This window comes from Arthrobacter sp. UYNi723 (genome assembly GCF_054057635.1).
In genome coordinates this window covers 21,312-29,629 of sequence record NZ_JBSRZM010000039.1, presented here as the reverse complement: position 1 = coordinate 29,629, position 8,318 = coordinate 21,312, and the positions used below count along the sequence as shown (strand labels likewise).

Here is an 8,318-nt window from a genome sequence, read left to right as displayed (position 1 = left end):
CTTCCCATCACCCGCCATCAATGGCACGGCGAATGGAACTACACCCTCAAACCCGAAGCATCAGAATAGCCGCGTGTTGAATACTGGCAGGCCCTTAGGAACACCCCCTTAGGAAAGGGCAGGTTGCACAAAGTACCCTTGGAGACTGTGAAGGTACTCGTCATTGGCCCTGGAGGCCGCGAACACGCCATTGTCCGCTCCCTGCTCGCCGACCCCAACGTTTCCGAGGTCCATGCGGCTCCCGGCAACGCCGGCATCAGCAAGTTGGTCCCCACCCACAACATTGACGGGAATGATCCCGACGCCGTCGCGGCGCTGGCCACCAAGCTTGGCGTGGACCTGGTGGTGGTGGGCCCCGAGGCTCCCCTTGCTGCCGGGGTGTCCGACGCCGTCCGCGACGCCGGCATTCCGGTCTTTGGCCCCAGCAAGGCCGCGGCCCAGCTGGAAGCCTCCAAAGCGTTCGCCAAGGAGGTTATGGCGGAAGCGGGAGTCCCCACGGCCATGGCGATGGTGGCCACAAACGCCGAGGAAGCAGCCGCGGCCCTGGACACCTTCGGCGCACCCTACGTGGTGAAGGACGACGGCCTGGCAGCCGGCAAGGGCGTGGTGGTCACCAACAACCGCGACGAAGCCCTGGCCCACGCGCAGACATGCTTCGACGCCGCCGGCACCGTGGTGATAGAGGAATTCCTCGATGGCCCCGAGGTGTCCGTTTTTGTCCTGTGCGACGGCCGCAACACCGTGGCGCTGTCACCGGCGCAGGACTTCAAGCGCATCTTCGACAACGACGAAGGCCCCAACACCGGCGGCATGGGTGCGTACACCCCGCTGGAATGGGCCCCCGCCGGACTGGTCCAGGAGGTCATCGACCGGGTGGCCCAGCCCACGGTCAACGAGATGGCGAACCGCGGCACGCCGTTTGTGGGTGTGCTGTTTGTTGGCCTGGCCCTGACCACGCGCGGCACCCGCGTCATCGAATTCAACGTCCGCTTCGGCGACCCCGAGACGCAGGCCGTGCTGGCCCGGCTCAAAACCCCCCTCGGTGCGCTGCTGCTGGCAGCCGCCAAGGGCGAACTGGACAAGGCAGAGGAGCTGCGCTGGTCCAAGGAGACGGCCGTCGCCGTCGTCGTCGCGTCCGAAAACTACCCGGACTCCCCGCGCACCGGTGACCGCATCCGCGGGCTCAAGAAGGTGGATGAGCTCGACGGCGTGCACGTGATCCACGCGGGCACCGCGCTCGACGACGACGGCAAGGTGATCTCGGCCGGCGGCCGGGTACTCGCCGTCGTTGCTCTCGGCAGCGACCTGGTGGAGGCCCGGGAACGGGCGTACGACGGCGTGGAGCTGGTTCAGCTGGAAGGCTCCCAGTTCCGGACGGACATCGGCCGCAAGGCTGCCCGCGGTGAGATCAAGGTAACGGCCCTGGCCACCGGATCTGCTACCGGTTCGCTCCCTGTCACGAAGGCGAAGGCATAACATGACTGAGAATTCCGCCCAGGAACCACAGCAGCCCCGCGGCTTCAGCACCGAAACCCTGGACCTGCCGGGCTGGACGCACGTTTACTCCGGCAAGGTCCGCGACCTCTACGAACCGGCGGACGAAGCCATCCGCCAGCAGGTGGGACAGGACTGCGTCCTGGTGGTGGCAAGCGACCGCATCAGCGCCTACGACCACGTGCTGGCCAGCGAAATCCCGGACAAGGGCCGCATCCTCACGCAGTTGAGCCTGTGGTGGTTCGACCAGCTTGACGTGGTCCACCACGTGCTGGCATCCACCGTGGAAGACGGCGTTCCCGCGGCCGTGGAAGGCCGCGCGATGATCTGCCGGAAGCTGGACATGTTCCCCGTGGAATGCATCGCCCGCGGCTACCTCACCGGCACCGGACTCCTGGAGTACAAGGCCAGGGGGACGGTCTGCGAGATTCCGCTGCCGCCGGGCCTGGTGGACGGGTCCCGGCTGGAACGAGCCATCTTCACACCGTCTGCCAAGGCCGAAGTGGGCGAGCATGACGAGAACATCTCCTACAACGATGTTGTGGCCATGGTGGGGGACGACATCGCCGCACGCCTGAGCGAGCTGACCCTGAAGATCTACACCGGCGCCGAGAAGATCGCCCGCGAACGCGGCATCATCCTGGCCGACACCAAGGTGGAGTTCGGCTACGACGCCGTGTCCGGGGCCATCACCCTGGGCGATGAGGTCCTGACGCCGGATTCCTCCCGTTTCTGGGATGCGGCCACGTATGAGCCGGGCAAGGCGCAGCCTTCCTATGACAAGCAGTATGTGCGCGACTGGCTGACATCGGCCGAATCCGGCTGGGACAAGACCTCCGACGAGGCACCGCCCGCCCTGCCGGCGGACGTCGTGGCCCGGACGCGCAGCCGCTACGTCGAGGCCTACGAGAAGATCACCGGCAGGACGTTCTCCTAGCCGTTTTGACGGGCCCGGCTTCGGGCCGGGCCCGTCCTAGCTTGCTTTGACGTCTTTCGCTGCTGCGGCGGCCCTCTGCTGGGCTAGCCTGATTTCGAGGACCGCGTCCAGTGCCTGCTGGACGCGGTCCGAGGCTCCCGCGGCACTGAAGGCCTTCTGCGCTTCTTCGAGGTAGACCAGGGCTTCGTCGGACTCGCCGGCGGCCTTCAGGGACTTGCCCAGCAGGAGTGAAACTTCGCCTGCCGTGTGCTTGGCCAGCGCGTCGGATTCCGCGTGGATCTCCCGGAGCTTGTTGATGGCAGCCACGATGTCGCCGGTGAGATATAGCCAGCGGGCGCGGATGAATGCAACTTCCAGCTGGTCGCTCTTGTTGCCGCCCACAATGGACAGCGCCAGTTCGGCGCGCTCGATGCTGGACAGTGTTTCCGGCTCCACGATTCCGGAGGACAGCCGCACGGCGGCCGAGGCTTTGTTGAAACGTGCCCACAGATCGATGTCATTGGCAGGAGACAACATCCGGGCGGCGCGCTCGTGGTACTTGATGCCCTCGGGGTAGTCGTGCCGCATAAAGGCCACGTTGCCGATCACCCAGGCAACCTCACCGGCGAGCTGGGACATGGAGTGCTCGTCCATCTGGTCATTCATGGCCTGGCAGTATATCCAGGCCTCGTCCAGGCGGCCGCTCTCCGCCAGCGCACCGATCAGCGCACGGTAGGCGCCGATGATCAGGGTGGATCCGTTGGGCAGCTGGCCGCAGAGTTGTACGGCCGCCAGCGCATGTTCCACGGCAGTGCTTAGCTGGCCCTGTCCCTGGCAGATAGCGGCGAGCATCTGACGGGCACGGACGGCGAGGCCGGCAGACTCCGTGGCCATAGGGTGCTCCAGGAGGTGCTGCATGATCTTTTGGCATTCCTGCCAGTTGCCCTGTTTGATCAGGCATTCGGCCTGCATGTAGGTCATGTTCCACCACGCGCTGGTGTTCTTGCCCTCCAGGGCTATCTGGGCCGCGTTGGCAGCGTGGGTGGCGGCCAGAGGATAGTCCCTGAGGTCCCAGGCCTGGCGCGCGTAGAGCCCGGCCAGGACGTACTCGGCGTCGCTGACTGTGATGGGCTGGCTCCAGGCTTCCAGCGCCTTGGGCGCCAGCTCCAGCCTGCGGGCGAGTTCCTCGATGACTTCGGCGGTCGGCTCACGGCGGCCGGTTTCGAGGAGGGAGATATAACTGGGGGAATACAGATCCTTGCCCAGTTCAGCCTGTGTCAGCCCACGTTCGAGACGCTCCGCACGGAGCTTCTCCCCGAATCCGTTGCCCACGGGATTTCCTCCTAATTCTGGACAGTCTTTATACTCAATGCTTGACAGTCCCTGTGGAAAACATTTTACAATGTATGTCAACAAGGACAGTGCTGACTTTGTAACGAATCCGACTCGTATTAAGGAACTTATATGTTGAAGAAGATTGCGGCCGCTGGCGTACTCGCTGCTGCCCTGGCATTTTCCGCGGCGGCCCCGGCTGTCCTGTCGGCAGGTTCCATCGCCGATACCACCGGCGTGTCCGTAGCTGTTGGCAACTGGCCCGATCCCATGTCCAAGCCCGTCAAGGACAAGAGCGGCACCTAAACAACCAACGTTGGCAACAGGCCCGACCCGATGTAAGAAATCCTCTCAGGAGGCGCGGCCCCGGGGCATGGTCATCATGCCTCGGGGCTATTTCTTTGTCCGGACACTTGACGGTTCTGCCCGGGTACTTGACCGCCGGGAGACACAAAAGAGGGCCTCCCCTGGGGGAGACCCTCTTTGAATTGGTCGGGATGACAGGATTTGAACCTGCGACCTCGTCGTCCCGAACGACGCGCGCTACCAAGCTGCGCCACATCCCGATCCGCTGCAAAAGCAACTTTACAAGGATAGCCGACGCCGGGCCCGGATGCGAAATCGGCGGCCGCTGGGTTCCCCCAGGTTTGCCCGGCGTGCCGAGTGTCCCGCCGCAACAGGCCGGCGTCGCTGCCCAAAGCCGGGGAAACCCGGCGGCAACACGGCACCAGTTCCCTAGTCCAGGGAGTCCTTCCAGGCGCCGTGGAGATCTGCGAAGCGTCCGCCGCCGCCGATGAGTTCTGCGGGGGTGCCGTCCTCGACCACCCGGCCGTCGTGGACCACGAGTACGCGGTCAGCAGTTTCAACCGTGGATAGGCGGTGCGCGATGATCAGCGCCGTCCGGCCGCCACCCGCAGCAGCTGACCCCTCCGCCGCAGACCCCGCATCAGACGAGCCCTGGGCACCTACCGAGCTGCCGGCGTCGGACGTTGCCCGCAGAAGGCGCGCCAGCCCGCTCTGGACGAGCCGCTCAGAGGGGATGTCCAGCGATGAGGTGGCCTCGTCCAGGATCAGGACGGCAGGCCGGGCCAGGAACGCCCGGGCGAAGCTGATCAGCTGCCGTTGCCCGGAGGACACCCTGCCGCCGCGCTTGTTGACATCCGTGTCATAGCCTTCGGGGAGTTCGGTAATGAACTCGTGGGCACCCACGGCTCGGGCAGCATCCTCGATCTCCGCCCGGGTTGCCTCCGGCCGGCCCAGCGCGATGTTGTCCGCCACGGAACCGCTGAACAGGAACGCCTCCTGGGTGACCATCACGATGTTCCGGCGAAGGTCCGTGGTGGTGAGGCTGCGCAGGTCCACTTCGTCCAGGGTCAGGGAGCCGGAGGAGACGTCGTAGAAGCGGGCGATCAGCTTGGCAAGCGTGGATTTCCCGGCGCCGGTCTGCCCCACCAGGGCCACGGTCTGGCCGGCGGGGATGTGCAGGTCCATGGTGGGGATGACCACCGGGCCGTCGCCGTAGCGGAACTCCACACCCTTGAAATCGACGGTGCCCCTGGCATCGCGGAGCGCCACGGGGTTCTTGGGCGGGCGGACCGTCGGAACCTCCTCCAGCAGGCCGGACACCTTCTCCAGGGCCGCCTGGGCACTCTGGAAGGAGTTGTAGAACATGGCCATCTGGTCCACCGGCTGGAAAAAGCGTTTGGTGGAAAGGATCAGTGCCAGCAGCACGCCCACGGCAAGGTCCCCGCCCAGCACACGGAACCCGCCGAACAGGAGCACCACGGCCACGCAGACGTTACCGATCAGCACCAGGCCGGGCTGGAAAACGCCGTTGAGGTTGATGGAGCGCACCGTGACGAGCCGGTAGTCCTCGGACAGTTGGCCGTACGTCTCGGCGTTTTCAGTTTCCTTGCGGAAGGCCTTCACGGCGCGGATCCCGGTCATGGTCTCCACAAAGTGCACAATCAGCCGGGCGGACACCACCCGGGATTCGCGGAACACGATCTGGGAGTGCTTCTGGTACCAGCGCGACAGGAAGTACATCGGGACGCCGGCGGCCAGCACGATCAGCCCGCTGCGCCAGTCCAAGGCAAACACCGTGACAGCCGTGAAGACCATGAACAGTAGCCCCGAGGCAAGGGAGCTGACGCCGGAGTCGAGGAGTTCCCGCAGCGCTTCCAGGTCCGAGGTCTGCCGGGCGATGATCCGTCCCGACGTGTACTTTTCGTGGAACTCCAGGCTCAGGCGCTGCGTGTGCCGGAAGACCCGGACGCGCAAGTCCAGCAGCATCGCCTGGCTGAGCCGCGCGGTGGAGGTGACGTAGAGGGCGGTGAGTCCCGCCGTCGCGATCGCTGCGAGAAGGTAGGCGACGCCGGTAAGCACCAAAGGGAGGTTGTCGCCCGCCTGTAACGACGGGAGCGCGTGGTCGATGCCGAACGCGATCAGTGCAGGCCCGGCTACGCGCGCGGCCTGGGACAGGACCACGGTGGCGATGGTCAGCCAGAACCTGAGCCGCACCGGACGGATCAGGGTTGCCAAAAGGGCGAGCGACCGCCGTCGTACGGTTTTACTGTCCGACTTGCTGAGGTGGGTGTTGTCCTCGTTGGCGGTGCCGAAGGTTGCGTTACTCATCGGATGCTGTCCTCTGACTCGTCCTCAAGCTCCGACAGTTCCGAATCCAGGTCCCGTGGTTCCGGGTCCAGGCTGGCGATGACGTAGCGGTAATGGGGGTTGTGCGCCAGAAGTTCCGTGTGGGTTCCGACGGCGGCGATCCGGCCTTCCTCGAGCAGCGCCACCCGGTCAGCCAGCGCCACGGTGGACGGGCGGTGCGCGACGATCAGTGTGGTGGTGTCCTTCAGGACCGCGCGGAGCCGGGTTTCCACGAGCTCCTCGGTGTGCACGTCCAGGGCCGAGAGCGGATCGTCCAGCACGAGGACCCGGGGCCGCGCCGCGATGGCCCGGGCCAGGGCGATCCGCTGCCGCTGCCCGCCGGAGAGGCTCAGTCCCTCCTCGCCGATGAGGGTGGCCACGCCTTCCGGCAGCGAGTACGCGAAGTGCGCCTGCGCTACATCCAGGGCTTCGTCCAGGGCTGCCTCGGTCCGGTCCGGCGCCCCGAGGAGCACGTTGTCGCGGACGGAATTGGAGAACAGCGTGGTGTCCTCGAACGCGACGCCCACCACGCGCCGGAGCCCGTCGACGTCGAACTCGCGCAGGTCCACCCCGTCGATGGTGATGGAGCCGTCGGTGACGTCGAACAGGCGCGGGACCAGCTGGATCAGCGCGCTCTTGCCGCTTCCCGTGATGCCCACCAGAGCCATGGTCTCGCCCGGCCGGACGTCCAGGTTGATCTCTTTGAGGATGGGCTTGTCCGGTGCGTCCTCGAACGCGAATGTGGCGTTCTTGAAGCTGAGCGCGCCCTTCAGCTGCGAGGGGGTGCGCGGGGCCGGGGGACTGGTGATGGTGTTGACCGAATCCATGACCTCGAAGTGGCGGTCGACGGCGGACTTGGCGGTGAGTGCCATGGCCAGCAGCATGCCGGAGAACTCCACCGGCGTCGCAATGACGGCGGCGGTGGCGAAGAAAGCCACCAGGGCGCCGATGCTCAGCTGGCCGCTGGCGCAGAGCATCACACCCACCACCAGTCCGGCGCCGAGCGCGAGTTCCGGCAGCAGGGTAACCACCATGGTGAACGTCGCCTGGTGCTTCGCCTTCACGATCTCGGTCTGGCGGAGTTCCTCGGCCTGCTCGTTGAAGTTCTCCAGGGCCTCGCGGCTGCGGCCGAAGGCCTTCAGGACGCGGATGCCGTGGACGGATTCCTCCACCGTGGTGGCGAGGTCGCCGGCCTGGTCCTGGCTCCGCCGCGCCACCTTGCTGAAGCGCGTCCGGAACCGGAACCCGTAGGCCATGATGGGCACCGCGGCGGCCAGGAAGATCAGGGCCAGCTGCCAGCTCATGGAGAACATGACCACAATGCCGATGACCACCGTGAGCGTGGTGACCACCAGCATGATGGCACCGAAAGCCATCCAGCGGCGCAGGAAGTTCAGGTCCGTCATGGCACGCGACAGCAGCTGGCCGGAGCCCCAGCGGTCGTGGAAGGACACGGTCAGGTCCTGCAGGTGCCCGTAGAGCGAGACCCGCATCCGGGTTTCCACCGTGGTGGCCGGGTTGATCACGAACTGCCGGCGGAGGGCCACGAGTCCCGCCTCGGCGATGCCCAGGACCAGGATGACGACGGCGGCAGTCCAGACGGCATCCGACGCGCCCCCGGGTTTGAGGGACTCATTTACGAGGACCCGGAGCACCTGCGGGATGGTCAGCGCCACGACGCTGGCCAAGAGTGCGCAGAGGAGTCCCATCACCAGCCGGGGGATGATCGGCCTCACGTGAGGGTAAAGACGGCTGATGGATCTGAAAAATGAGGTCTGCTTGGCCATGCCCGCTTCTCAAGCTCTAAATCGAATGTAGTTTCCCTTAGCAACTACCCTATGCCATGGCGTGAGCCGGTTCACACGTACCGTTCCCAGTTGCTCTATCAGTTCTGGTTGCTATCCGAGCCTGTTAGCGACTCGAA

At 65.6% G+C, this 8,318-nt stretch carries 6 protein-coding genes and 1 tRNA gene; 3 read left to right on the top strand and 4 right to left on the bottom strand.

Annotation, left to right across the window (positions count from 1 at the left end; all coding sequences use genetic code 11):
* Positions 1-147: 147 nt before the first annotated feature.
* Together purD and ACVWY0_RS20620 are read left to right on the top strand one after the other, a co-directional pair.
* Entirely contained in the window at positions 148-1,476 is a 1,329-nt protein-coding gene (purD, locus tag ACVWY0_RS20625; RefSeq protein ID WP_485838347.1) for a phosphoribosylamine--glycine ligase, read from the top strand.
* Position 1,477: 1 nt separating this feature from the next.
* Positions 1,478-2,431, top strand: a complete 954-nt coding sequence (locus ACVWY0_RS20620) for a phosphoribosylaminoimidazolesuccinocarboxamide synthase (protein WP_485838346.1) — start codon at positions 1,478-1,480, stop codon at positions 2,429-2,431.
* Positions 2,432-2,467: 36 nt separating this feature from the next.
* Here the strand turns inward: ACVWY0_RS20620 and ACVWY0_RS20615 are convergent, their stop codons facing one another.
* A complete protein-coding gene (locus tag ACVWY0_RS20615) occupies positions 2,468-3,742 on the bottom strand; it encodes a helix-turn-helix domain-containing protein (protein ID WP_485838345.1) in 1,275 nt (424 codons plus the stop codon).
* Between the two features lie 132 nt (positions 3,743-3,874).
* On the opposite strand from ACVWY0_RS20615, the gene ACVWY0_RS20610 reads away from it, so the two are divergent.
* Positions 3,875-4,048, top strand: coding sequence for a hypothetical protein (locus ACVWY0_RS20610; RefSeq protein ID WP_200950766.1), 174 nt, complete (start codon positions 3,875-3,877; stop codon positions 4,046-4,048).
* 183 nt (positions 4,049-4,231) lie between these two features.
* On the opposite strand, the gene ACVWY0_RS20605 is transcribed toward ACVWY0_RS20610, so the two are convergent.
* From ACVWY0_RS20605 to ACVWY0_RS20595, 3 genes are all read right to left on the bottom strand, one after another.
* A tRNA-Pro gene (locus tag ACVWY0_RS20605) sits at positions 4,232-4,308 on the bottom strand.
* Between the two features lie 169 nt (positions 4,309-4,477).
* A complete protein-coding gene (locus ACVWY0_RS20600) occupies positions 4,478-6,376 on the bottom strand; it encodes an ABC transporter ATP-binding protein (protein WP_485838344.1) in 1,899 nt (632 codons plus the stop codon).
* Positions 6,373-8,181 carry an ABC transporter ATP-binding protein gene (locus tag ACVWY0_RS20595; RefSeq protein ID WP_485838343.1) on the bottom strand — a complete coding sequence of 603 codons (1,809 nt, stop codon included), beginning with the start codon at positions 8,179-8,181 and terminating at the stop codon, positions 6,373-6,375. The genes ACVWY0_RS20600 and ACVWY0_RS20595 overlap by 4 nt, the downstream gene beginning before the upstream one ends.
* Positions 8,182-8,318 lie beyond the last annotated feature (137 nt).

Bases quoted from the DNA above. Each gene is read 5' to 3' on its own strand.
- ACVWY0_RS20620 (WP_485838346.1), top strand. From the start codon at position 1,478: ATGACTGAGAATTCCGCCCAGGAACCACAGCAGCCCCGCGGCTTCAGC.
- ACVWY0_RS20610 (WP_200950766.1), top strand. From the start codon at position 3,875: ATGTTGAAGAAGATTGCGGCCGCTGGCGTACTCGCTGCTGCCCTGGCA.
- ACVWY0_RS20600 (WP_485838344.1), bottom strand. From the start codon at position 6,376: ATGAGTAACGCAACCTTCGGCACCGCCAACGAGGACAACACCCACCTC.
- ACVWY0_RS20595 (WP_485838343.1), bottom strand. From the start codon at position 8,181: ATGGCCAAGCAGACCTCATTTTTCAGATCCATCAGCCGTCTTTACCCT.